The 25,480-nt window shown below is 40.8% G+C and carries 22 protein-coding genes; 2 read left to right on the top strand and 20 right to left on the bottom strand.

Annotation, left to right across the window (positions count from 1 at the left end; genetic code table 11):
• Positions 1 to 11: 11 nt before the first annotated feature.
• The 3 genes from ACI6MV_RS06050 to ACI6MV_RS06040 all read right to left on the bottom strand — a co-directional run bounded on the left by ACI6MV_RS06050 (position 12) and on the right by ACI6MV_RS06040 (position 2,803).
• Complete coding sequence (locus ACI6MV_RS06050) at positions 12 to 518, bottom strand: hypothetical protein (protein ID WP_407269328.1); 507 nt, start codon at positions 516 to 518, stop codon at positions 12 to 14.
• Positions 519 to 589: 71 nt separating this feature from the next.
• Positions 590 to 1,642 (bottom strand): stage II sporulation protein D, encoded by a 1,053-nt coding sequence (gene spoIID, locus ACI6MV_RS06045; protein ID WP_407269326.1) that lies wholly within the window; start codon positions 1,640 to 1,642, stop codon positions 590 to 592.
• A 162-nt stretch (positions 1,643 to 1,804) separates the two neighbouring features.
• Positions 1,805 to 2,803 carry a LacI family DNA-binding transcriptional regulator gene (locus tag ACI6MV_RS06040; protein ID WP_407269324.1) on the bottom strand — a complete coding sequence of 333 codons (999 nt, stop codon included), beginning with the start codon at positions 2,801 to 2,803 and terminating at the stop codon, positions 1,805 to 1,807.
• A gap of 428 nt (positions 2,804 to 3,231) precedes the next feature.
• Between ACI6MV_RS06040 and ACI6MV_RS06035 the strand changes: the two genes are divergently transcribed.
• Positions 3,232 to 6,336 carry a carbohydrate-binding domain-containing protein gene (locus ACI6MV_RS06035; RefSeq protein ID WP_407269322.1) on the top strand — a complete coding sequence of 1,035 codons (3,105 nt, stop codon included), beginning with the start codon at positions 3,232 to 3,234 and terminating at the stop codon, positions 6,334 to 6,336.
• Between the two features lie 190 nt (positions 6,337 to 6,526).
• On the opposite strand, the gene ACI6MV_RS06030 is transcribed toward ACI6MV_RS06035, so the two are convergent.
• From ACI6MV_RS06030 to ACI6MV_RS05965, 14 genes are all read right to left on the bottom strand, one after another.
• On the bottom strand, positions 6,527 to 7,447 hold the full coding sequence (locus ACI6MV_RS06030; protein WP_407269320.1) for a S66 peptidase family protein: 921 nt from the start codon (positions 7,445 to 7,447) through the stop codon (positions 6,527 to 6,529).
• 566 nt (positions 7,448 to 8,013) lie between these two features.
• Positions 8,014 to 9,327 (bottom strand): UDP-N-acetylglucosamine 1-carboxyvinyltransferase, encoded by a 1,314-nt coding sequence (gene murA / locus ACI6MV_RS06025; protein WP_407269318.1) that lies wholly within the window; start codon positions 9,325 to 9,327, stop codon positions 8,014 to 8,016.
• Positions 9,328 to 9,361: 34 nt separating this feature from the next.
• Complete coding sequence (locus ACI6MV_RS06020) at positions 9,362 to 10,069, bottom strand: YwmB family TATA-box binding protein (RefSeq protein ID WP_407269317.1); 708 nt, start codon at positions 10,067 to 10,069, stop codon at positions 9,362 to 9,364.
• 103 nt (positions 10,070 to 10,172) lie between these two features.
• The gene (locus ACI6MV_RS06015; protein ID WP_407269379.1) at positions 10,173 to 10,403 is read right to left on the bottom strand and encodes a DUF1146 family protein; all 231 of its coding nucleotides are present in this window, start codon (positions 10,401 to 10,403) and stop codon (positions 10,173 to 10,175) included.
• A gap of 418 nt (positions 10,404 to 10,821) precedes the next feature.
• On the bottom strand, positions 10,822 to 11,223 hold the full coding sequence (locus ACI6MV_RS06010) for a F0F1 ATP synthase subunit epsilon (RefSeq protein ID WP_407269315.1): 402 nt from the start codon (positions 11,221 to 11,223) through the stop codon (positions 10,822 to 10,824).
• A 575-nt stretch (positions 11,224 to 11,798) separates the two neighbouring features.
• Entirely contained in the window at positions 11,799 to 13,193 is a 1,395-nt protein-coding gene (gene atpD / locus ACI6MV_RS06005) for a F0F1 ATP synthase subunit beta (protein WP_407269314.1), read from the bottom strand.
• 67 nt (positions 13,194 to 13,260) lie between these two features.
• Positions 13,261 to 14,124, bottom strand: coding sequence for an ATP synthase F1 subunit gamma (atpG, locus tag ACI6MV_RS06000; RefSeq protein WP_407269312.1), 864 nt, complete (start codon positions 14,122 to 14,124; stop codon positions 13,261 to 13,263).
• Positions 14,125 to 14,164: 40 nt separating this feature from the next.
• A complete protein-coding gene (atpA, locus tag ACI6MV_RS05995; RefSeq protein WP_407269311.1) occupies positions 14,165 to 15,673 on the bottom strand; it encodes a F0F1 ATP synthase subunit alpha in 1,509 nt (502 codons plus the stop codon).
• Positions 15,674 to 15,688: 15 nt separating this feature from the next.
• Complete coding sequence (locus tag ACI6MV_RS05990; RefSeq protein WP_407269310.1) at positions 15,689 to 16,234, bottom strand: F0F1 ATP synthase subunit delta; 546 nt, start codon at positions 16,232 to 16,234, stop codon at positions 15,689 to 15,691.
• Positions 16,231 to 16,695, bottom strand: a complete 465-nt coding sequence (gene atpF / locus ACI6MV_RS05985; RefSeq protein ID WP_407269378.1) for a F0F1 ATP synthase subunit B — start codon at positions 16,693 to 16,695, stop codon at positions 16,231 to 16,233. The genes ACI6MV_RS05990 and atpF overlap by 4 nt, the downstream gene beginning before the upstream one ends.
• Positions 16,696 to 16,883: 188 nt before the next feature.
• A complete protein-coding gene (atpE, locus tag ACI6MV_RS05980; protein ID WP_407269308.1) occupies positions 16,884 to 17,096 on the bottom strand; it encodes a F0F1 ATP synthase subunit C in 213 nt (70 codons plus the stop codon).
• A gap of 136 nt (positions 17,097 to 17,232) precedes the next feature.
• Complete coding sequence (gene atpB, locus ACI6MV_RS05975) at positions 17,233 to 17,958, bottom strand: F0F1 ATP synthase subunit A (RefSeq protein ID WP_407269307.1); 726 nt, start codon at positions 17,956 to 17,958, stop codon at positions 17,233 to 17,235.
• A 26-nt stretch (positions 17,959 to 17,984) separates the two neighbouring features.
• A complete protein-coding gene (locus ACI6MV_RS05970) occupies positions 17,985 to 18,353 on the bottom strand; it encodes an ATP synthase subunit I (RefSeq protein WP_407269304.1) in 369 nt (122 codons plus the stop codon).
• A 456-nt stretch (positions 18,354 to 18,809) separates the two neighbouring features.
• Positions 18,810 to 21,011, bottom strand: coding sequence for a S8 family serine peptidase (locus ACI6MV_RS05965; protein ID WP_407269302.1), 2,202 nt, complete (start codon positions 21,009 to 21,011; stop codon positions 18,810 to 18,812).
• A 540-nt stretch (positions 21,012 to 21,551) separates the two neighbouring features.
• Between ACI6MV_RS05965 and ACI6MV_RS05960 the strand changes: the two genes are divergently transcribed.
• Entirely contained in the window at positions 21,552 to 22,526 is a 975-nt protein-coding gene (locus ACI6MV_RS05960; RefSeq protein WP_407269300.1) for a nuclease-related domain-containing protein, read from the top strand.
• Positions 22,527 to 22,804: 278 nt separating this feature from the next.
• Here ACI6MV_RS05960 and upp read toward each other — a convergent pair whose 3' ends face one another.
• From upp to ACI6MV_RS05945, 3 genes are all read right to left on the bottom strand, one after another.
• Positions 22,805 to 23,455: a uracil phosphoribosyltransferase gene (upp, locus tag ACI6MV_RS05955; protein ID WP_407269299.1), complete on the bottom strand. Its 651-nt coding sequence runs from the start codon at positions 23,453 to 23,455 to the stop codon at positions 22,805 to 22,807.
• Between the two features lie 144 nt (positions 23,456 to 23,599).
• Complete coding sequence (glyA, locus tag ACI6MV_RS05950; RefSeq protein ID WP_407269296.1) at positions 23,600 to 24,835, bottom strand: serine hydroxymethyltransferase; 1,236 nt, start codon at positions 24,833 to 24,835, stop codon at positions 23,600 to 23,602.
• Positions 24,836 to 24,905: 70 nt separating this feature from the next.
• The gene (locus ACI6MV_RS05945; RefSeq protein ID WP_407269295.1) at positions 24,906 to 25,469 is read right to left on the bottom strand and encodes a TIGR01440 family protein; all 564 of its coding nucleotides are present in this window, start codon (positions 25,467 to 25,469) and stop codon (positions 24,906 to 24,908) included.
• Positions 25,470 to 25,480 lie beyond the last annotated feature (11 nt).

The raw sequence follows: 25,480 nt of genomic DNA, 5'->3' as shown, positions 1-25,480 counted from the left end.
CTTTGGAACGCTTAATTCCAAACATACACCGATTTCGTGTCGCTTCCTTTCCTTTGCGACACGTAATTCACCATCTCTCCGTTTTCGCGTCGCTTCCTCTCCTTTGCGGCACGTAATTCACCACTCTCTCCGTTTTCGCGTCGCTTCCTCTCCTTTGCGACACGTAATTCACCACACATTCCGTTTTCGTGTCGCTTCCTCTCCTTTGCGACACGTAATTCACCACTCTCTCCGTTTTCGCGTCGCTTCCTCTCCTTTGCGACACGTAATTCACCACTCTCTCCGTTTTCGTGTCGCTTCCTCTCCTTTGCGACACGTAATTCACCGCACAATCCGTTTTCGTGTCGCTTCCTCTCCTTTGCGACACGTAATTCACCGCACAATCCGTTTTCGTGTCGCTTCCTTTCCTTTGCGACACGTAATTCACCACTCTCTCCGTTTTCGTGTCGCTTCCTCTCCTTTGCGACACGTAATTCACCATATACTCGGATTTCGCGTTGCTTCAGGATTTTCACCACCTCCAAACATACACCCTATTACAAATTAAAAAGACATACACGACCAATGCCGTATATGTCTCCCCTATACATTAATTATTCGCAGCAAGTTGCGGGACTACTGCAGTTAAGCTCGCTACTGCAGTTCCCTGATAGTAGTAGGAAACGATTTCTTTATATGTTTTTCCTTCTTTAGCCATTCCGTTTGCACCATATTGACTCATACCGATTCCATGACCATAGCCTATGGTTTTAAAAATTAGATGCTCTTGACGTTGTTCTACGGTAAAATCGCTTGAACGTAAGCCTAGATCTTCTCTGATTTCCCTACCTGTAAATGTTTTCCCACCTAATGTGATCGATTCAACACGATTACTTTCTGTGCGTACGATTGGGAATTCAGTTGCTGATTCATTAGTTAAAGAAATATCTAACTTTGCTTCCACTTCATCCAAAGTAAAGATCATTTGATCGGAATACTCTGGGGATTCTTCATCCCACGGACTTGCGACACTTCTAAGGTACGGTAGTTCATTTTGCCAATAATCCTCGGAGTTTTCTGTGTAGCCATTACTCGTTGAAAAGAACGCTGGCGTGATCGGCTCTTCTTTGTAGGTTACAATTTCTCCGACCGTTTCTTTGACTGCTTGCTGGATTTTGTTCATTCTCCAGTTATATTCTGTTCCCCATTGCGCATGAAGGTCTTCTTCACTTTTGTATACTTGATATTGAACGGTGTCATTTACGTCTGCGCCACCTTCTGCTTTACCTGGACTGTACGTTAAATAATTGACAATATATGTTCGTGCAGCGAGCGCTTGTGCTTTCAGTGCTTCAATTTCAAATTCTGCTGGCATTTCAGAGGCAACTACTCTCGCTACATAATTTTCTAAGGGCACAGATTCGATTTCCTCTGTTTTTGTTCGATACACATCAACTTTAAGCGCGGAATCACTTGGCTTAATTTCAACTGTGGTTTCTTGCCCTTCTGTATTTACCGAATTCCTTTCAACTCCACCTTGTTGAATGAATGGAACAACAATCAATGTTGGAATTACTAAAATGATGCTAGTGAGACTGATCAGTATAATGATGCTAGGTTTTTTCCAACTATTAGTAGTTCGGCGGTTTTTCCAATTGTTCATCGGCGGCCTCCTTTTCTAGTTTATCTACTAATAATCTATATACAGATTTAGTAGCAGATAGAACCAAAAAATGTAGAGGACCCATAAAGATAATGCAGTTTTTATGCAGGCGACTACCCTATATGATTAAAAGTACAAGTATAGTGCTAGATTACCCGCTTTTTAGCCTGATTGCCTAACGATTAACTCGGAATTGACAACAACTGCGCTTGATCCCATGACATTATTCATTAAATCAATAATCATGTATGCGGCAAGCTGTCCAATCTTTTGCTTGTCCTGCTTCATCGTAGATAGCGGCTTTGCCATGTACTTATTTAATTCGATATCATCACATCCAACGATCGCTATATCTTCTGGCACCTGTAAGCCATGTTCCTTAATTGCCGCCATTGCACCAAATGCCATAATATCGGACGCGGAAAACAATGCGGTCGGTTGCTCGTTTTCCGAATTCAAAATAGACTTCATTGCTTCATAGCCGCTTTGTTCCGTAAAATCCCCGTGCTTAACCCATCCTTCCTGTAGTTGTAACCCAAATTCTGTCATCGCTTGCAAAAAACCAGTTGTTCTTTCGCTACCGACAATCGTAGTTTGCAACCCACCGATATGGGCTATTTTTCGGTGACCCTTCAGATAAAAATGCTCGACTACTTTTTTCCCTAAATTTATATTATCCGTCATTAAATAGCCGGATTTAGGCCCTGTCAATTTGATATCGACACCGATACACGGAATCTCACTATGATCAAGGTCATAGAGCGAAGATTGGTTGGGATCCCCTCCAAGAATAATGCAACCGTCAATTTGAGCTCTCTTACATCTCTCAAGGTAATCATCTACATCACCTTGATTTGGTTCATTATTAGAGAAGAACAATAAATCATAACCAAATGTCCCAATGTGTTTACTGAATGAATTAATAACTTCACTAAAGAAAGGATGGTTCAAATCAACTTTAAAACCGTAAATCACTGCAAGCATTTGTGTTTTTGTTTTCACTTTATTCACTTGATTTGAACGATATCCCATTTCGTTCATTGCTGCTAAAATTTTCGCACGGGTTTTTTCACCAACATCTGGGTAATCATTGATCACTTTAGATACCGTGCTTATAGAAACTCCTGTCATCTCCGCTATATCTTTAATTGTTTTTTTCATAATGCAGCCTTCCTACTATATGAATTTTCACTATATTGTTCGAAAATTATTTTCGTTACCTATAACTTTGCCTCATTTATAATAACCATTTACAGTCTTCGCAACAATTTTTGCCCGAGAACGGCTTAAAATCAATCGTATGAAGTTGGTCAATCGAACAAAATAATATACTAATTATACATTTCATCTACTAATTATTTCAACCGCTTATCGTTTTATTATCCTATTATACATAACCGAGGACATAACTCACTCTATTATATTGACGAAAGTTTCGTAGATTGTTATGATAGTTTCGAATAAAGTTTCGTATTTCATCGAAAACTACAGCTGTGAATTTTCGCTAGTGATTGAAAGGAGGCTTAGGTTAAATCGTTGAAAATTGCAGTTATGTCCGATAACAGAGAATGATTAATGGAGGGTATTTAATGAATAAATTGTATGTCAAACGCTCCCTTTCTATTTTTTTAATAATAGTACTTATTACATCATTGCTTCCTGCTAGTGTAGGTGCAGTAGAGTCGGATTACGATAACCTGATTATAAATGCAGCTAAAAAACCATCAGAAGCAGGCGCATTGAAAATTATTGATGATCCATATAATGCTGGTCAAAAAACGCTAGGAGACAAGAATGGAGACCCTATCCAGCTGCGAGGAATGAGTACACACGGCTTGCAATGGTTTCCGCAGATAATTAACGATAATGCATTTGCAGCTTTAGCAAATGACTGGGGTTCTAATGTTGTTCGTCTTGCCATGTATGTAGGTGAAGATGGGTATGCGATAGACTCTAGCGTGAAACAGGAAGTTATTGATGGGATCGATCATGCCATCGCCAATGATATGTATGTGATTGTGGACTGGCATGTACATGCACCAGGTAATCCAAACGAAGCAATATACAGTGGAGCACTGGAATTCTTTGATGAAATTTCTGATTTGTATCCAAACAACGAAAACATTATCTATGAAGTAGCTAACGAACCTAGTAGCAATAATAACGGCGGTGAAGGTGTTACAAATGATGCTGCAGGATGGTTAGAAATTAAAAACTATGCAGAACCTATCATTGCGATGCTTCGCGATAAAGGAAATGAAAACCTTGTCATTGTTGGTAGTCCGAACTGGAGTCAACGTCCAGATTTAGCAGCAGATAACCCTGTTGTAGACCCGGCAAATAATACGATTTATACATTACACTTCTACTCTGGGTCACATGTACCAGCAGCAGATTCAACGGACAGAGAAAATGTCATGAGTAACGGCAGATATGCACTAGAAAATGGTGTTGCCATATTTGTTTCTGAATGGGGCACAAGTGAAGCAAGTGGAAATAACGGGCCATTCTTGGATGAAGCAGACGCGTGGCTGAATTTTCTAAATGAAAACAATATTAGTTGGGTAAACTGGTCACTGACAAATAAGAACGAAACTTCAGCAGCTTTTACGCCGTTTGAACTTGGTAAATCTACAGCAACGGATTTAAACCCTGGCGATGATCAAGTATGGGCACCTGAAGAGTTAAGTATTTCTGGTGAATATGTACGAGCTCGTATTAAAGGAATCAGTTATCAGCCGATTGACCGTACTGCTTTCTCAACTACATTATGGGATTTTAATGACGGAACAACGCAGGGGTTTGGTTTGAATGCAGATAGTCCAACAGATAGCGTTAGCGTAAGCAATGAAAACAATGCAATAAGAATCGACGGATTAGATGCAAGTAATGATACATCTGAGGGTAATTACTGGGCCAATGCTCGCCTTTCTGCCGATAATTGGAATGAATCCGTTAACATTCTTGGCGCCGAAGAGCTTACCATGGATGTTATCGTTGATAATCCGACAACCGTAACAATTGCAGCCATTCCACAAGGGCCAGCAACAAGTTGGGCAAATCCAAATCGGGCAATTACAGTTACTACGGATGATTTTGTTGATCAAGGTGATGGTACATATAAAGCAGCTTTAACAATTGCAGCAGCAGATGCACCATCATTAGGTACAATTGCAACAAGTGCTGATAATAACGAAATGAATAACATTATTCTTTTTGTCGGAACAGACAGTGCAGATGCAATTTATTTAGATAACATTTCTGTTTCTGGACATGCCGTAGAAATTCCAGTAATTCACGATCCAAAAGGGGAAGCGGTACTTCCATCAGATTTTGAAGATGGAACACGACAAGCTTGGGATTGGTCAGCGGATTCTGGCGTTAAAGAAGCACTGAAACTAGCAGACGCTAATGATTCCACTGCACTTTCGTGGGAGTATGCGTATCCTGAAGTTAAGCCTACAGATAACTGGGCCTCTGCCCCACGGTTAGATTTTTATATGGATAATTTAGTTATCGGCGACAACGATCATGTTGCATTTGATTTATATGTTGATCCGATCCGTGCAACAGAAGGTGCGATATCGATTAACTTAGTATTCCAGCCACCAAGTGTTGGTTACTGGGCGCAAGCTTCTGATACGTTTGAAATTGATTTAACAGCACTAGATGCACAAACGAAAACACCTGATGGTTTATACCATTATCAAGCTAAAATTGATGTAAGCAATATTGAAAACGTGGAAGCAGATACCGTGTTGCGTAACATGCAACTAATTTTCGCAGACGTAGAAAGCGATTTTGCCGGAACAATGTTTATCGATAACGTTCGCTTTGCAAAAGTTACGGAACCAACTGATCCGGGTGATGGTGATGAAGATGGTTCTGATCCAGGAGATGGTGATGAAGGCTCGGATCCTGGTGACGGTGACGGTGACGAAGGCTCTAATCCGGGTGATGGTGATAACAGTGGCGAAACTCCATCCGAACCTGTTGTAACGACCAAGCCTACAATTACCGATGGCGTTGCGAAAATCAATTTATCAGCTATAGAAACTGTTGCTGATGGTGGAGTACTTGTCGTTGATGTAACCAATCAAAAACAAGTGAAGCTAGAGCTAACCAGTGCTCAAATCGCTCTCTTAAAAACTAAAGGCGCTTCCATTTCTGTAGAAACTGCGGAAACGACTGTGTCTATTCCATCTAGTATTCTACCAGATGGTGATGTAACGATTGATGTGCATGAAGTCGCTAATGTTGAAGGTTCTGAAAGTGCATTAAGTGGAGTCTATGATATTACAATCACCTCAAATGACGGCGCGTTACAGACCCTAGGCGACGGAAAGATTACGTTAAAATTCCGCGTGGATAGTGCTAAGGTTACAAATGCCGATCAAGTTATGCTTTACTATTATAACGAATCTACTAATGCATGGGAGCTAGTTGGCGGTGCTTACGAAAATGGTATTCTTACAGCTGATGTTAACCATTTAAGTACATTTGCAGCATTTGAAACTGCACCAACTACTGATGATGAGAGTGCAGATGAAGATGGCAGCGAAGAGGACAAGGAAGGTAATGAACTTCCTGATACAGCAACTGGTACATTTAATTGGATGTTAGCTGGATTATTACTAATATTCAGTGGAGCTGCTGCGATTTTCTATCATAGCAGAAGAAAAATTCATAGTTAATAGGGAACACTTCGAATATATTTCGCAACTAATATTGACAGCGTTTTATAATATATAAACTTTTAGTATACGTAGTGTTTGTTCATGAAATAATAATAAACAGATGGTTTTTAAAGTTGGTTAGGGCTGTCCATATAATGGATAGCCCATTTTTTGAATGAGCAGAGGCTATCCAAACTGGATAGCCTCTTTATTTTACAGCTGGATGTATTGTCAACGTTTTCGTTTTGCTGGACAAATTTGCAGTTACCCCTAAGGGCACACCGATATTGGGCATACAATGACCGATATTAAAACCTTTCATAACCGGTATGTGTAAAGGTTCCATATAATCGGTTAACACCTGGTCCAAATCAAAGGAAGGTTTATTTGTAGGCGGTTCCACCTTCGTAAAGCTTCCAATCACAATCCCCGCAGCATCATGTAATTTACCTGCTAGTCGCAGTTGATTCAACATCGCATCTACCCGGTACGGATCTTCACCAACATCTTCTATCAAAAGTAATTTTGCTTTCGTTTCAATCTCATATTCTGTTCCTAATGTGCTCGTAAGTAATGTTAAATTGCCACCAACTAACGCTCCAGTCGCTTCACCTTCACTCATCGTTTGTAACGGACTTATTGCCTCGTTGTATACAATGTTTGTAGGCGTGAACAGCTGACAAAACATCTGCTCCGATAATGCATCAAAATTCTCTTTACCAATATCTGATGCAACCATCGGTCCGTGAAAAGTAACCAAGTTGGCTCGTTGACGAATGGCTGTATGTAAATAAGTAATATCACTATAGCCCCAAAATATTTTCGGATTTTGGCGGATTAGCTGAATATCGATACCATCCACCAATCTTGCTGTACCATACCCACCACACGCACAGATAATCGCCTTCACAGATGTGTCTTGAAACATCATATGAAGGTCCTCAAGCCTTTCCGCATCAGTTCCAGCTAAATACCCATATACACTCGAAATGTGCTTTCCTAGCTTTATATGGAGTCCCTGTTGACGCAAGATAGCAATACCACGTTCAAGCTGCTCACGATTCGGTGGACTTGCTGGAGCAATAATGCCCACTGTATCACCTTTATATAATCGATTTGGAAGAATCATTCATCTCACTCCAATGGTAGTGGTTGTTTTTTACTAAAGGATAGTTTGTAGCGGAGGAAATCCACTTCGACTCCAGACCTGGCAAGGGTCATGGTATTTAGTCCGGGATTACCTACTATCAGAAAACCTATGTCAGTGGAGGCAGAATACTTCGACTCCTGCGGGAACAAAGAGCCAGGACGAGACCCCGCAGAACGAAAGTTCGAGGAGGCTCGTCGCTCCCCGCGGAAAGCGAAGTATTCTGACGGAACGGGTAATAGCACTATCCCAATCACTACGTCGCATTCTAGCTATAATCCGAAATAACAACCTTACTAAATATTGCGTTAAGAACAACTTCTAATAATTCAATAAATATTCTAACGATCTAAAGTTATGCTGATTGATTCTAAGAAGTTGCTTCTTCCGCGATAAAACAACAAAAGACCGCCACATGGACAGCCTTTTATTACATATAGGTATAGATTTGAAAATTGGACTTTTCAAATTGATACGTCAGAGTATAGGCTTTTAGGAAGAGTTAGGTTTGCTAACTCTCCTAAAAGATCCTATATAAATGAGCAGAATTATGATACGGAAGAGTGTTCATGCTGAGAATTGTTGTGAACATCAGCTTCTTCGTCTTCACTTACTCGTTCTACATCTGCACCTAATTGCGCTAATTTTTCTGCAAAATCTACATAGCCACGATCTAAATGCTTAAGCTCTGTGACGCGTGTATATCCTTCAGCACGCAACCCTGCAAGAATTAAAGCAGCTCCTGCTCTTAAATCAGTGGCAGCAACTTCTGCTCCTTGCAATGTGATTGGACCTTCGACGATTACACTACGTCCTTCAATTTTCAACTTAGCATTCATGCGACGGAATTCTTCTACATGCATAAATCGATTTTCAAAAACTGTTTCCGTAATCACACTAGTACCTTTTGCATGTAACATTAAAGCCATCATTTGCGACTGCATATCTGTTGGGAATCCTGGATGTGGCAACGTTTTGATGTCTGTAGCTTTTAAGTGCTTAGGTCCTATGACACGTAATCCGTCTTTTTCTTCCGTGATTTTTACGCCCATTTCCTCAAGTTTCGAGACTAAGGAACGTAAATGCTCCATTTCTGCACGTTCAATGACGATATTTCCCTCTGTAATTGCAGCAGCAACCATAAATGTTCCTGCTTCGATACGATCGGGGATGATTGTGTGTTCTACACCGTGTAGACTTTCAACACCATCAATTTTAATTGTTTCTGTTCCGGCACCGACTACTTTTGCGCCCATTTTGTTTAAGAAATTAGCGAGATCAACTATTTCTGGTTCTTTTGCACTATTCTCGATAATTGTTCTACCTTGCGCCAATGCGGCAGCCATCATGATGTTTTCTGTTGCGCCAACACTTGGTACATCTAAATAAATTTTTGCGCCTTGCAAACGGCCATTAGCAAAGACTTCAACATATCCATTGCCAACATGCACTTGTGCACCCATTGCTTCGAATCCTTTTAAATGAAGATCGATTGGTCTTGATCCAATAGCACATCCACCCGGAAGTGCTACTTTTGCATGACCATAACGTGCAAGCAATGGTCCTAATACAAGGACAGATGCACGCATTTTTCTAACATATTCAAAAGGAGCTTCTGTAGATAATGGATTTGTTGCATCAACAGTTACTGTATTGTTTTCAAAGCTAATATCTGCATTCATAAACTTAAGAACTTCTTTAATGGTAAATACATCAGCAAGGGCTGGAACTTCATGAATCACACTTTTTCCTTTACTTGCGATCATACTTGCTGCGATGACAGGCAGTACGGCATTCTTAGCACCTTCAACTTTAACTGTGCCATTCAACTGCCTTCCACCACGGACGATGATTTTATCCAAGGTTCATTCTCCTCTGCGTCCAATTTCACTATTATTAATATTCATTAGTAATGATAGGTGTTCCTATTGTAATGGTTGTTTTACCGCCCAATCCTTTACGACTGGCGATTTGAACGTTCATTGGTTCATCCGAAATGGGAATGACAGAGTTCCAACGCGGTGTATAACCAGATAGGACCGAAAAATCATTTTCTTTTATATTTGATAGTGTATTTATATTCAATTCATCTACTAGTTTTTTAAACAAATAGCCACTATTCATCATACCATCAGGCTGGGATGTAAAACAAGAGAATTTTGTCAAATTCTCTGTAAATACACGTTGTAGTAAACTATTTATTTTTTGGTTATAGGTGTCTTCGATCTGTTCATTCCATTTTGTGCCGACTATCGTATACATTATGTTAAATTGCTGCTTATCCTGTTTTGGGATAATAATTGTGATGCTTTCAGTTACATCGTTTGCATAAATAGAAGCTTGTAATTTGATCATCATGTCTGTTTCTTTTACCTTTTTTAACGGCTTTTCAAACATAACTTCTATATTCTTTTTCACCTCTGAAAATTGTTCAGAGCCTACCTGTTCCTTGATTAGAAGTTCCCACTCTTGTAGAGATAAATTTTCTTCCTCTATAATTTTGTGGATATCGTCCACTTCTGAAAGTGGTAATGAAGAAGCTTGTATATAATTGAGTGGTATCAGAAGAGCTATGATTAATAAGAGAATGAACCTGTTACGCATAATTAATCTTCCTTTCCATACTTGTAAACTTATGTTGATACAAGTATGGTCAGAAAATGATGTTATCATACTAGTAATATACTATTTTGTTTTGATGGGAATACTAGAATAAAAGATTTAATTGTCCAGACCATTGCAGAATGTCTAAGAAGAAGTTACTCACTGTTGTTCCAATTACAATAGTTAACAAAATTAAGAGTACTCTAGCTTCGAAAATTTTCCCTTTGCGAATAATTGGATCGATGTTAATCGCTTGCAGTACTTGCCACGTAATCACGATAAAAATGATATGTGATAGTATACCTACGAGCGCTTGTTGACCTAACGTTTGCAGCAACTTTTTCCACCTCTTTTTTCAAATACTACTTTAAAAAGATGCCATGATTCGTGCTCATTGTCAACTACCAATTAAAATGCAAAATAAATTATATATTCTTTCATCACTAAATTTATTCCTTATTACAGTTAATGCAATTAAATTGATATATATTCGTAATATATACATTTAGTTTATGTCTTTATGGCATGCATACATTTATCTGGCTACCGTACTTTTTGTATGGTGTATCGATAATTATGAATTTACCATTATTCGATATTACCCGGGAAATATCGACAATATTTATATTCAATAACACAACAAAATTCTTTTCATGGATCTACTGGTTAGACGTATTAAAAGCACTATTAGTTACACAAAAAAAAGACTTTAACACCAGATTCCTGGTAATTAAAGTCTTTTCGGTTATCATTTACCTGTTTTGAGCTATGTCTAGGCGATTAAGCGCACGTCTTAACGATAACTCAGCCCTTCTGAAATCAATATCATCTTGTTTAGTTTGCAGGCGTCTCTCTGCACGTTCTTTAGCTTTGCGTGCACGCTCCACGTCAATATCTGATGGCAATTCAGCAGATTGCGCAAGAATGGTGACTTTATCAGGACGAACCTCTAAAAATCCTCCACTTACAGCAATTCTGTCTGTACGATCGCTTGCTTTCAGACGGACAACACTAATAGTTAAAGGAGCAACGAGTGGAATGTGTCCAGGAAGGACCCCTAATTCTCCATTTTCAGCCTTACAACTAACCATTTCAAATGTATCTTCCATAACAGGGCCATCAGGAGTGACAACACTCACTATAAGAGTTTTCAATGTAACCCCTCCTTGGGCTGGAATTACTGGGACACGGGGACAGGCACTGTGTCCCATCCCGATACACTTGCTTTCATTTACTGCAGTCTAGTTACGACTCCCAGGGGGCTCGCGTGATAAGCAATGCTCCTCCGTGTGTCCAAGACCTCGACACTCTGCGGATCCTTGCTTATCCCGTCGCCCCTTACCGGTCGTCTCCACTTCCTTAGTCTAGTTCCGACTCCCAGGGGCTCGCGTGATAAGCAATGCTCCTCCGTGTGTCCAAGACCTCGACACACTGCGAATCCTTACTTATCCCGTCGCCCCTAACCGGTCGTCTACACTTCCTTAGTCTAGTTCCGACTCCCAGGGGGCTCGCGTGATAAGCAATGCTCCTCCGTGTGTCCAAGACCTCGACACACTGCGAATCCTTACTTATCCCGTCGCCCCTAACCGGTCGGCTACACTTCCTTAGTCTAGTTCCAGAGCCTAGCTCCTCGCGTCATAGCAGTTCTCCTGCAAGGCCAAAGATCAGGCCTTTCCGGCGCTCTGCTTATGCGTGTCGGAGCTGATCAAGGCTCTTCCACTTTCTATTACTAAGCCAGTTCTTTTGCTTTTTCGACTACTTCTTCGATGCGGCCTACTAGGCGGAATGCGTCTTCTGGTAGGTCGTCGTATTTTCCTGCTAGGATTTCCTGGAAGCCTTTTACTGTTTCGTTTACAGGTACGTATGAACCTTGTTGTCCAGTAAACTGTTCAGCAACGTGGAAATTCTGTGACAAGAAGAATTGGATACGACGTGCACGTGATACAGTTAATTTATCTTCGTCTGTAAGCTCGTCCATACCAAGAATTGCAATGATATCTTGTAATTCTTTATAACGCTGTAATGTACGTTGTACTTCACGCGCTGTGTTGTAATGATCTTCACCAACAACTTCAGGGTCTAATGCACGAGAAGTTGAAGCTAATGGATCCACCGCAGGGTAGATACCTTGTTCAGAAAGTTTACGATCTAAGTTTGTTGTTGCATCTAAGTGCGCGAATGTTGTCGCTGGCGCCGGATCCGTATAGTCATCGGCAGGCACGTAGATTGCTTGGATTGAAGTTACAGAACCTTTTTTGGTTGATGTGATACGTTCTTGCAGTTGACCCATCTCAGTAGCAAGAGTTGGCTGGTAACCAACGGCAGATGGCATACGACCTAGAAGGGCTGATACCTCTGAACCTGCTTGTGTGAAACGGAAGATGTTATCGATAAACAATAGCACGTCTTGAGCTTGCTCATCACGGAAATATTCCGCCATTGTAAGACCAGTTAATGCTACACGCATACGTGCACCTGGTGGTTCATTCATCTGACCGAATACCATCGCAGTTTTCGCTATAACACCAGAGTCTTTCATTTCGTAGTAAAGGTCGTTACCTTCACGAGTACGCTCACCAACACCTGCGAACACGGAAATACCACCATGCTCTTGTGCGATGTTGTTGATTAGTTCTTGGATTAATACGGTTTTACCTACACCGGCACCACCGAATAGTCCGATCTTACCACCCTTAATATATGGAGCAAGTAAGTCTACAACTTTTATACCTGTTTCTAGAATTTCAGTTTCTGTTGCTAAATTTTCGAAATCAGGTGATTGACGGTGAATTGGGTCACGGCGTTGATCTGCTGCCAATGGCTCATCCAAGTCAATTTTCTCACCTAGTACGTTAAATACACGACCTAACGTTTCTTCACCAACTGGCACGCTAATTGGAGCTCCAGTATCTACTACTTCAGCGCCACGTTGTACACCTTCTGTTGATGACATCGCAATCGTACGTACACTATCATCACCAAGATGTGAAGCTACTTCTAAAACTAGTTCAGCACCTTCAGCTAACTGAACGTTTATTGCGTTATAGATTTCTGGGAGGTTGCCGTTATCGAACTTAACGTCAACGACTGGTCCCATGATTTGTGTAACGCGTCCTTTGCTCATCGCTTTCCCTCCTAACTTACTTTAGAAATAACAGTTGATCAAATCTCTCTATTATTTCTTTGTGTACCTATTCTAAAGCGGCTGCACCGCCGACAATTTCGGTAATCTCTTGTGTTATGGCTGCTTGACGTGCACGGTTATACTGTAGTGACAGATCGCCAATAATGTCATCAGCGTTATCGGTTGCACTACGCATTGCAGTCATACGAGATGCGTGTTCACTGGCTTTACCATCTAATAACGCACCATAGATAAGGCTTTCCGCGTATTGTGGCAACAGTACGTTTAAAATTTCTTCTTGATTTGGTTCATATTCATACGTACTTTGAGCTTTACTGTCACCAGTTGCAATATTTGTTAGTGGTAACAACTTTGTTGAAGTAACCACCTGTGAAATTGCACTTTCATAGTGGTTGTAATAGACGTTCAATTCATCAATCTCTTCATCAAGATACATTTGAATCGTTTCAGAGGTCAAGTCACTGACATCATTAAAATTCGGTTGGTCAGCAACACCGAGAACCTCTTTCGCGATTGGCATACCGCGCTTTTTGAAAAAATCACGTCCGACACGTCCGATTACGATAATCGTATATTCATCTGTGCTTTGGTGACGTTCTTTAACTGTGCGATACACTTGACGTAGAATGCTGCTATTGTAACCACCCGCTAGTCCACGGTCAGAAGTGATAACAAAATATGCCGTTTTCTTCACTTCACGTGCCGTTAGCATCGGATGATCAACAACTTCACCACTGTTAGCGATGCTTTCTACGACTTCTTGAATCTTTTTGCTATACGGTACAAATGCCTTTGCATTAGCTTCCGCACGGTTTAGCTTAGATGCAGATACCATATACATTGCTTTTGTAATTTGTTTCGTTTTTACAGTCGAATTAATCCGCGTTTTAATATCTCTAAGTGATGCCACTTGTTCAGCCCCCTTCCTTCAAAGGTTAACGAAGCTATAATTATTCAGAAACAACAAATGTTGCTTTAAATTCTTCAACCGCACTATTTAGATCAGCAGCTTCTGGTAAATTACCAGTTTCACGAATAGAGCTTAATAGCTCTGCTCTGTTCTTATCTAACCAAGCATTGAATTCAGATTCGAAACGAGTAATATCATTAACAGGAATCTCATCTAAATGTCCTTTTGTTAGTGCAAAAATGATTAATACTTGATATTCAACACGTAGTGGCTTGTGTAAACCTTGTTTTAGTACTTCAACCGTACGAGCACCACGATTTAATTTTGCTTGTGTTGCTTTATCTAAATCAGAACCGAACTGTGCAAATGATTCTAACTCACGGTAAGATGCAAGATCTAGACGAAGCGTACCTGCTACCTTTTTCATCGCTTTAATTTGCGCGGACCCACCAACACGGGAAACAGAAAGACCTGCGTTAATCGCTGGTCGTACACCAGAGAAGAATAGATCAGACTGCAAGAAGATTTGTCCGTCTGTAATTGAGATTACGTTCGTTGGAATATAAGCTGAGATGTCGCCTGCTTGTGTTTCAACGAACGGAAGTGCTGTTAATGAACCTGCACCTTTTGCATCACTTAACTTCGCAGCACGTTCTAGTAGACGGGAGTGTAAGTAGAATACATCCCCTGGGAATGCTTCACGACCCGGCGGGCGGCGTAAAAGTAGTGATAACTCACGGTAAGCATTGGCTTGTTTTGATAGATCATCATATACAACGAGAACGTGTTGGCCATTGTACATGAATTCTTCACCCATAGAAACCCCTGCATATGGAGCTAAGTATTGAAGTGGTGCTGGTTCAGAAGCACCAGCAGATACGACGATCGTATAGTCTAGTGCACCATAACGACGAAGTGTTTCTACTGTTCCACTTACAGTTGAATCCTTTTGACCGATGGCAACATAGATACAGATCATGTTTTCATCTTTTTGGTTTAAAATTGTATCGATGGCAACAGATGTTTTACCTGTTTGACGGTCACCGATAATTAACTCACGTTGACCACGACCGATTGGAACAAGTGCGTCAATCGCTTTAATTCCTGTTTGAAGTGGTTCATGAACTGATTTACGATCCATAACACCTGGCGCCGGAGATTCGATTGGGCGTGTTTTTGATGTTTCGATTGGTCCTTTTCCATCGATTGGCTGACCAAGTGGGTTCACAACACGACCTAACAATGCTTCTCCTACAGGTACTTCCATGATACGTCCGGTACGACGAACCTCGTCACCTTCACGAATTTCAGTGTAAGGTCCAAGAATAACGATACCAACATTACTTTCTTCTAAGTTTTGCGCCATACCCATAACGCCGTTAGAAAACTCAACAAGTTCCCCTGACATAACGTTATCTAGTCCATGGGCACGTGCAATTCCGTCACCGATCTCAATAACTGTACCGATATCGCTAACTTCTATATCTGATTGATAATTTTCAATTTGCTGCTTTATTAGCGCACTGATTTCTTCAGCTTTAATGCTCATGCCAATTCACCCCTATCATCCTTTATTTGCAGATACTATATTCCGTTCAAAACGCTCTAATTTTCCTTTTATGGAACCATCATAAATTGTGTTTCCAATCTTTATTTTAACGCCACCTAATAAAGAGGAATCAACGATATTTTCAATGTTTAGTGCATTTTTGTTCAGCCTTTTAGCAAAAACTGCTGATAATTGTTGTTTTTCATCATTTTCAAGGCTTCGAACTGAATATACTGTAGCCTCAGCAATTCCTTTTGCATCATTACTTAAATGTAGGTAATGCTTTATAATCATTAGGACAAGGTCGTCACGATGTCGATCCACCAACAACTGAAGTAGATTGGTAACAACCGCGGAGAAATCCTTGAAAGTATCTTTTAGAAATAATTTCTTTTTCTCCTCATCCACACGTGGATGCTTAAGGAATTGGATCAATTCTTGATTACTATTGAAAACTTCAGCAATAATCTGAAGTTGTTGTTCTACTTGGTCAGTACTTGATTGTTCCTGTGTGATTTGAAAAAGAGCTTCTGCATATCGTTTAGCTACTGCCTCACTCATCGCTTATCTCCTACCTCTTTGAGATATTCACTGATTAGCTTCTCTTGACCTTGAGCATCAATTTCTTTTTCAATCACTTTACTCGCAATTTGTACAGATAGTGTAGCAACCTGCTCTTGTAAGGCTCTCACTGCTTTTTCTTTTTCGTTTTCTATTTCTTCACGAGCAGATTCTTTGATGCGTTCAGCTTCTCTTTTAGCAAACGCAACAATATCTTGCTCTTGTTTCTGACCAGTTTTTTTAGCTTCGTCAATAATTGACTGTGCTTCTAATCTTGTTTGCTTTAATTGTTCTATTGCTTCTTTCGATGCACGTTCTGCATCTTGACGACTTTTTTCTGCCGTATCTATTTCATTAGCAATATGATCTTCACGCTGCTTCATTACATTCATTAATGGTCCCCATGCAAATATTTTTAACAGGACAAGTAATAAAATAAAGAAGAACAGCTGTGTTAACATATCACCAATAAAGATTCCACCAATACCAGCGTTAATGGTTAACCCGCTTGTTAGCACAACATTCACTCCTTTCCACTAACTGTAACAGTCCATAGACAACTATGGTCAAAACATTCGATAAGCATAAAGCAATGGCGAAAGTTCAACTACCTGAACTTCGCCATTGTGTTTAATTTTCATTTCACCTGTTACATTACGATTAAGGCGATAACTACTGCGATAATCGGCATAGCCTCAACTAGACCTACACCAATAAACATAGTAGTTTGAAGCGCGCTACGTAATTCGGGCTGACGAGCAATACCTTCTACTGTACGACTTACGATTAAACCGTTACCAATACCTGCACCAAGTGCTGCTAAACCTACTGCTATTGCTGCTGCTAATGCTCCTAATTCCATTTGAAAATCCTCCTCTTAAAATATATATTAGTAATTCATTTTTTCAGTTTTAATCAGTGATTTTCCCTTTCTAATGAAAGAGTCCACCTCCCAAAACCGATTCTATCAATACTTCTAAATTTGATAGAACTTATATTTAATGGTCACTACTCACTTTGTGAGAAATATAAACCATTGTTAACATAGTAAAGATAAACGCTTGAATTGTACCAATAAACAAACTAAATCCTTGCCAAGCTAGCATCGGGATTGCTCCACCAAGAAATCCTCCTATACCCGAGGCTGTCAATCCTGCCAATAATCCAAGTAAAATTTCACCTGCATAAATGTTACCGAAAAGACGAAGACCCAATGTCAATGTATTGGAGAATTCTTCAATGATCTTAATGGGAAATAAGAAAGGTAAAGGTCGAATATAATCTTTTCCGTATTCCTTTGCACCTCTAATCTTAATTGCATAGAAATGCGATAACAGAATGACTAGTGTCGACAAGGTTAACGTGATACCTGGATCGGATGTTGGTGATTTCCACCATAGGTTGTGATCAGTGTCTACAACCATGAACGCTACACCCAGCATATTACTTACAAAAATATAAGTAATTAAAGTTAAACCCAGTGGTAGAAACGTTTTTCCTGTCTTCCAGTCCATCGTATCCCCTATTATTCCTTTCACAAAATCAATGACCCATTCCATAAAGTTTTGTATACCTGTTGGCTTCATTTGCAACTGTCTTGATGCTACCACACCTAAGATGAAAACAATTAAAGATGCAATCGCGATCATAATTACGTTTGACAAGTTAAAGTCGAGCCACGATATTCCGAAAACGTTATCTATTGTAGGCTTGCCGTGTTCCATAAATCTCTTCACCTCTCTTCCATGCACTAATCTTTAGATCTAGAAAGTGAAAAATCTATCATAATGACGAGGTATGCTGTCATTAATCCAATAATTACCGAAATAAGATGGAAATAATCCTCAAACCGAAGTGCGATTAATACTGCTAATCCTGATGACGCCAATCGCGAAAATGAACCAATTCCCCGGGGAGAATGTTCTTCTACAACTGCTTGTCCAAACTGGTTAATTTTCCTTTGCATTAACCATAAGTTGTAAAAGCTAACAATCGATCCAAGGAGAAGACCGAGGAAAATACGTGGATACGGCGTGAATCCCGCTCCAAGTACTAAAAATGCAAGAAGGTAGAACATCCATTTACGTTGACGGGTTATCATATTTTCATACTGTTGCATCACTTTAGCTCCCGTGGTTTAAAAATAGATGATCCAATATGTACTATCTCTTGATTGAGCATACTACAATAAAAGCGGGTTTGATGAGATGAGTTCCTTAACTGAGATAGAATAACTTTGTAATTGTTGAAACTTTTTACGCAAGCGCTTTACGTCTATACAAGTAATTCTTGTTGCGCAGTGATATTTATCACTACCTGAAACCCTTATCATTCCACACTAAGTTAGCATACAATAGGGATAGTCATATTGTCAATTAGTTTGGGACTTTATTAATAGAAGAAAAAAATATCAATATTTCCATAATTTATTATAGAAATCCTTCAATTTACTCTATCTTGTTCCACAAGACTAACTCATTCTAATCCATTCCACCCTTGCTGTTTAATTAATTATAAGCGATACTCAACTATTAAATGTAACAGTTTTGTGAACATTTTGTGACGCTACCAAATTTTATCGAATCGGCTCGACCATTAATGGTGCTTGGTACGTATATTGTTTACTGTCTTCCGTTTCAATCGTAATATTAGCTAAATATTCTCCACTATCGCCCACGTTTCGTTGCTCCATCGTCCCCTCTATTAGGCCCGGGGCTTGGTCTTCTAATTCAAATAACGTTCGCTCAAAACGAAAGGTCGCAGGATTGTATAAATCTACTGTCACTTTTTCAGCTTGCTCTGGGAGATAGAGTCGATAGTGATATTGATTCTGTGCAAATGCTTGTAAGGTAAATTCCAATCCCATTGCTTTTGGATAGTCCGCTTCTTGATTCACAAACAAATAAGGAAGCTCATAGGTTTCCTCAGCCTGATGCAGTGTTAGCCAACCTTGATGTATGCCTTTGTCGAGCAAATTACTTTTGATTGTTAACGCAACGGTCACTGTTTTTGTTTGCTTCGGTGCGATTGTAAAGCTTTGTGGAGTTGACCAAGACATACCTTGCTGATTGTGCGGCGTCTCAAAGTAAAACGTTTGGCTTTCTTCAGAAACATTTTCAACTCTTATTTCAACTTCTCCTCGATCATTAAAGTTTTCTATTTTCCCAAACGACAGCAACGGGTTATAAATAATCGTATCCGTTTCAATAGCTTTGTCAGGACGAATCCTACCCATTCCTTGGTCAATCGGATCATATAATTTTTCCTGGTTGGCCAATGGTAAGGCAGTTGTTAACAGTGCACCCTTTAGCTTGGCCGGACTCCAGTCAGGATGCGCTTCCTTTATTAGCGCTAGTGCTCCAGCTACATGCGGGGCCGCCATGCTCGTTCCTTGTAACTCCCTGTATCCATCTGGCACCGTGCTCATAATTGCAGCACCAGGCGCAACAACTTCTGGCTTGATTTGCCAATTCGCAGTAACAGGACCTCGCGAGCTAAAACTAGCCATTTCATCTTGTGCTGTAGTATAAACAGTCTTAATCCAGCTATTATCGCTCACCGTATGCTCCAGCAACCATTTCCCATCTTCGTTCGAAATTGCCACGACAGGAATATCCACCGAGCCATTTCCATCATCCACCGAACCTTGAAACGCTCCTTCTTCATTGTTGTAAATAATAGCCGCTTTAGCACCCGCTGCTGCAGCTGCCCGCGCTTTTTCAGCAAACGGGATTGTTCCACGCTCCAGCAACACAATTTTATCGCGCGCATGCTCTATTTTCTGTTCACCCGTGCCTCCATCGATAATCGGATACTGTTTACCCAGATCCCACGGAACTGATCCTGCTAAAGGGAGCATCGGAATTGTTTTATCCGCAAAAGAATCATGTAAGCTAGGTATTTTTAGAGGTGGCGTGCTAGCCCCGACGGACACAGCTGCAGTTGAAGTTGCCGGTGAGCCTACTGTCCAGTTAGCGGGACCGGAATTCCCGTTGGCAATCACCACCGAAACACCGAGCTCTACCGCTCGATTAACCGCAACACTCGTCGGCCAGTCCGGACCATTGACACTATTACCAAGCGACATATTAATAATATCCATGCCATCCTTGACAGCTTTCTCAATTGCAGCAATCACCTGCACAGAGCTCCCCATTCCACCCGGACCGAGTGCCCTATAGCCGTATAGCTCGGCGTCTGGTGCAACACCCTTCATCTTTCCATTAGCAGCAATAATCCCGGATACATGCGTGCCATGCAACGTAGGCATCCCCTGCTCAGGCTGCGTTTCCATCGGATCATCGTCCAAATCGACAAGGTCATAGCCACCTTTATAGCTATTTTTCAAATCCGGATGCGAATGATCAATCCCGGTATCGATCACACCGACCTTTACACCTTTTCCCGTATACCGTTGATTGGTACCGCCAATTGGTTGTGGCGATTCTGACTGCAGAATAAAATCAACACTTTCATTCACATTGGTCGTCTGATAGGTACGAACAGGATATGTTTGTTTAATAAAGTCCAAATCATCCATCTGCTCCAAATACCGAGCCTCGCCCCTTAGTGCTATACCAGTAAAAATCGTATCGTATACTTGAATCACTTCAATGAGAGGGTGGTAGTCTTCGATATAACGTTTACGCTCGTAAGGGTCACCATCTACTTCGATAATGATCGACTGCTTTGTATCAGTTGCTGATACTTCGGTCGCTTTGGTGTTGAGCACAAGTGTAAGCGTGAGTGTGAGAATTATTAGAGTTATTTGCTTCATAAAATGGCTCCTCTCATTTTTTTAGCTAGTTTGTGTAGGTTGGGTGAGATTATACTTGTGGAGTGCGTGGGCGTAAGTGAGGTGCACGGGCGACGGTTGGAGCGGTGCGGTGTGCGTAGGCGGGCGCTGAGTTCGTTGGCACATGTAGGGTGCACGGGCGACGCGTGGGTGGAGCGCGTGAGCGTAACTGAGGTGCTCGAAAAGCGACGATAGGAGCGGTTTGGTGCAATAAAGCTGACGTGTGGTGCAATTGTTGGATTGTATGGTGCAATTCGGCTGTGGTGTGGTGCAATTATGCTCACGCGTGGTGCAATTCCACAGTTTTGTGGTGCAATTATTTTTCGAGTTGAAAATTTACAACCTGTTTGGTGCAATAACAGCTAAAAACCGTTTATAAAACAGGTACCTTAGCTGATTAATTGAAAACCGGGTTAAAAAAGTGCCGTTTTATAGAGTTGGATTTTCATTAAAATGATGTTTTCTTTATTTGCTACGAATTTTTACATCATTTAGGATAGTAGCACGAAGGAGGCTGATCCCATGTTTTTAAAAAAGGTACAGAAATCACACCGAATGCTAGCTGAAGAAGCACTGATTCGCCGCTTACCTGAGAATCATCCAAAAATAGCTAAGATAAATGAAAACCTCGCGAACCGAATTGCCGGTTACCGCGGGGAGCAAGCACTAGGTTATCAACTTCAAAGATTAGAAAAGACCGATTTTTACATCATGCAAGATCTCCGTTTGAAACAAGGCGAACTCCACTTCCAAATCGACACCTTGTTAGTATCACCCACTTTCATTCTTATTATCGAAGTAAAAAACATTTCTGGATTACTGTTTCTCGATACGAAATTCAAGCAAATGTACCGAACGAAGGACGATATCATCGAAGGATTGAAATATCCTATTTCTCAAGTAAACTACCACGAAGAGCTACTTCGCCTCTGGTTAACAGAACACCGTCTGCATTCTCTCCCCGTTGAACATTTGATTGCTTTTGCGAACCAATCCTCTGTATTAAAAACAAATGACACTCATGAAAATATTTATGAAAAAGTTTTTCATGTTGATAGTATCATTGAACAGATTCGGATGTTACAGCAAAAATATGAAGACCGAAAACCTAAGAGAAAGCTTGCAAAAAACCTGTGCGATGCGGTACTACACGCTAACAGCCCGATTCAAACAGATGTATTAGATGCCTTCCATATTAATAAAAATGAATTAAGAGCTGGTGTACAATGTCCGAGCTGTTACAACATCCCGATGAAGCGAAAGAAAGGCGTCTGGCGTTGCGACCGATGTGAGTACACCTCTGAACACGCCCATAAACAAGCAATTTGTGATTACCTATGTCTTTTCGAACCCACTATATCGAATAAACAGGCGATGAGGTTTCTCCACATAAAGTCGCGTAACACAATGCTGAGAATTTTAAAAGATATGGACCTACAAACTGAAGGAAATACAAAAGGGAGACGTTACCGTTTAGGGCGTTTGGTGCAATTGTAACCGGATTTGGTGCAATTAACTGATTGTGTGGTGCAATAACACGTCGGTGTGGTGCAATTCCTCGCTCGTATGGTGCAATTATGCCAAACAGTGGTGCAATCCCCCCTCCACGAAGGTGCCACCACTAGCTCAAATCGTACAATTTCACACGTCAGTGTGGTGCAATCCCCCGCTCGTATGGTGCAATTACACCAAACTGTGGTGCAATCGCCCCCCGCCTCACCTCCACGCCCCCAAAACAAAAAAGGGCACTGAAAATCTGCCAGCACCCTCCCAAACTACTTCGTTCCGAACAAGCGGTCTCCCGCGTCTCCTAATCCTGGAACAATATAGCCATGTTCATTTAATTTTTCATCCATCGCTGCTAAATAAATGTCAACGTCTGGATGTTCTTCTTTGATAACTTCGACGCCTTCTGGGGCTGCGATTAAGCACATTAATTTGATCTGTTTGGCACCACGTTTTTTCAACGAGTGAATCGCATCGTTCGCTGAACCACCTGTCGCCAGCATCGGATCAATCACAATTAGTTCACGTTCTTCAATGTCTGTTGGTAACTTAATGTAATATTCTACTGGCTTTAATGTTTCTGGGTCACGGTATAAGCCAACATGTCCAACTTTTGCCGCTGGAATTAAGCGTAATATACCATCAACCATGCCTAATCCTGCTCGCAAAATCGGAACTAGTCCAATTTTTTTACCAGTTAAAACCTTAGCTGCAGCAGTTGTTACCGGTGTTTCCACGTTAATTTCTTCTAATGGTAGGTCACGTGTAATTTCAAAAGCCATTAAACCTGCGACTTCATCAACCAATTCACGAAATTCTTTTGTTCCAGTTTCTTTGTTTCGTATGTAAGTTAATTTGTGTTGAATTAACGGATGATCTAGTACAAATACATTTCCCACGTTCCGATCACTCCTTATCATTTTTTACATCCTTCAAATTGTACAGAAAAACACTATCTCTTTCAAGCAATTATCGGTTTCTTTTATTTTTAGCTGATTTCGCTTTACCATACATACAAATAAACAATAAAACAAGAGGTCCGTAAGAATACGGACCTCCACCTATTATTGATATAACGGATAATTTACTGTTAATGCTTGCACACGTGCTTGTGCTTCTTTTAATTTTTCTTCATCCTCATGGTTACGCAATGTGAAGGCAATGATTGCAGCAATTTCGTCCATTTCAGCTAATCCAAATCCACGAGAAGTTACTGCAGCAGTACCAACACGGATACCACTCGTTACGAACGGGCTTTCAGGATCAAATGGAATTGTATTTTTATTTGTCGTAATTCCAATATCATCTAATGCTTTCTCGGCAACTTTACCAGTTAAATTCAAGCCACGAACATCAAGCAATAATAAGTGATTGTCTGTGCCACCAGAAACAATACGAACACCTTCTGCTTGTAATGCTTCTGCTAAACGCTTGGCATTAGCGATGATTTGTTTCGAATATGTTTCAAACTCTGGTTGTAAAGCTTCTTTAAATGCTACCGCTTTTGCTGCGATTACATGCATTAAAGGTCCGCCTTGCACACCAGGGAAAATTGATTTATCAATTTGTTTAGCAAATTGCTCTTCACATAAGATCATACCGCCGCGTGGTCCACGAAGTGTTTTATGCGTTGTAGTCGTTACAAATTGTGCGTGTGGAACAGGGTTCGGATGCTGCCCTGTTGCAACTAAACCAGCAATGTGCGCCATATCAACCATTAAATACGCGCCTACTTCATCAGCGATTTCACGGAATTTTTTAAAATCAATAGTGCGTGGGTATGCACTAGCTCCGGCTACGATTAATTTTGGTTTTACTTGTTTTGCTTTTTCCAAAATTGCATCATAGTCAAGTTGTTCCGAATCTTTATCAACACCATACTCTTCAAAATTATAAAGCTTGCCGCTGAAATTAACAGGGCTACCGTGCGTTAAGTGTCCACCATGGCTTAGGTTCATCCCAAGAACAGTGTCGCCTGGTTCAAGCACACTAAAGTAAACAGCCATATTTGCTTGTGCTCCAGAGTGTGGTTGCACATTGGCATGCTCTGCTCCAAACAACTCTTTGGCACGATCGCGTGCAAGATTTTCAGCAACATCAACATATTCACAACCGCCATAATAACGGCGACCTGGATAGCCTTCTGCGTACTTATTCGTTAACACAGACCCTTGTGCTTCCATAACAGCTTCTGATACAAAATTTTCTGATGCGATTAATTCAATCTTATCGTTCTGACGCTTTCTTTCGTCTTCCATTGCTTGAAAAAGCTCAACATCTTGTTCTTTTAAATGATCCACTTTATGTAGCCCCCCAGTTCATTTCATGTTCCATTATATTTTACACAGTATACGTGCTTCTGCCTATCGTTTATTTACATTTATTGTTCAATTGTTCTTCCGGATAAACCGCTCGTTTGCCACCAATCAGCTTCGGCCTTGTCCGTGCTGCATTAACACGAGCGGCACCAATCTTCCGCTCTGAAAATCGCAATGGTACAGCAACGTGTTTGATTTGCATCCCAATCATCGTCTCGCCAATATCGATACCTGCATCGGCTTTAATATGCTCGACTAAAACTGGCTTCTCCATGTGCTTGTAAGCATACGAAGCCATTGAACCCCCAGCAGTCGGCACCGGTACCGCCGTCACTTGTTCGTAACCGCGTTGAATCATCGTTGTTTTTTCCACAACGAGCGCTCTATTCAAATGCTCACAGCACTGAAAAGCTAGTTCAACACCAGTTTCCTGTTGCAATCTTTTCATCCCATCAAAGATAATCTCGGCGATCGCTTCACTACCAGAAGTTCCAATCCGCTCCCCAGCAACCTCACTCGTTGAACACCCGATTACAAACAAGTCACCCTCATTTAGATACCCGCTATTTATCCATTCATCAATGACGGCCGTTACATGTTGTTTTATTTGATCCAACGTTTTGCCAC

The sequence above is a fragment of the Radiobacillus sp. PE A8.2 genome (assembly GCF_045635475.1).
GTDB lineage: Bacteria > Bacillota > Bacilli > Bacillales > Amphibacillaceae > JBJGXI01.
Note: the sequence above shows the minus strand (reverse complement) of the source record. Positions and strands in the feature narration are given on the sequence as shown.